Below are 701 nucleotides of genomic sequence, written 5' to 3' on the forward strand. Positions count from 1 at the left end.
CCGTTCTGGTCTCCGACCGGCCTGAAGCCGACAAGCTCGCTGCAATTGCCCTGATCGGCGCGCGTGGCGACCGCGATGCGGTTTCCCTGCTCACCTCGGTCGAGGCGAATTCCACCGACACGGTCAAGCAAGCGGCGACGACCGCAATCGCCAACATCAATTCGACGCTGGCCTTCTGGGATGCCGGGCAGAACATCTGGTACGGCATCTCGCTGGGCTCGGTGCTGCTGCTGGCGGCAATCGGCCTTGCCATTACCTTTGGCGTCATGGGTGTCATCAACATGGCGCATGGCGAGATGGTCATGCTCGGCGCCTACACGACCTTCGTCGTCCAGCAGGTGATCCGTACATCCTTCCCGGACCTGTTCGACTGGTCGCTGGTCATCGCACTGCCGCTGGCCTTCCTCGTCGCCGCTCTGGTTGGCCTGATCATCGAGCGCGGCGTCATCCGTTTCCTCTATGGCCGGCCGCTTGAAACGCTGCTGGCGACATGGGGCGTCTCGCTGATCCTGCAACAGGCCGTGCGCTCGATCTTCGGGCCGACCAACCAAGAGGTCGGCAACCCCTCATGGATGTCGGGCTCGTTCAATGTCGGACAGTTGGCGATCACCTGGAACCGCCTCTGGATCCTGGTTTTCGCGCTCGCTGTCTTCGGCATCCTGCTCTACGTGATGAAGCGCACGCCCTGGGGCCTGCAGATG

The 701-nt window shown here is 62.9% G+C and carries 1 pseudogene; it reads left to right on the forward strand.

From position 1 onward, the window contains the following. Positions 1-701, forward strand: a pseudogene (locus EN750_RS37490) (urea ABC transporter permease subunit UrtB); the annotation flags it as partial.

This window comes from Mesorhizobium sp. M7A.F.Ca.ET.027.03.2.1, from assembly GCF_003999175.1.
GTDB lineage: Bacteria > Pseudomonadota > Alphaproteobacteria > Rhizobiales > Rhizobiaceae > Mesorhizobium.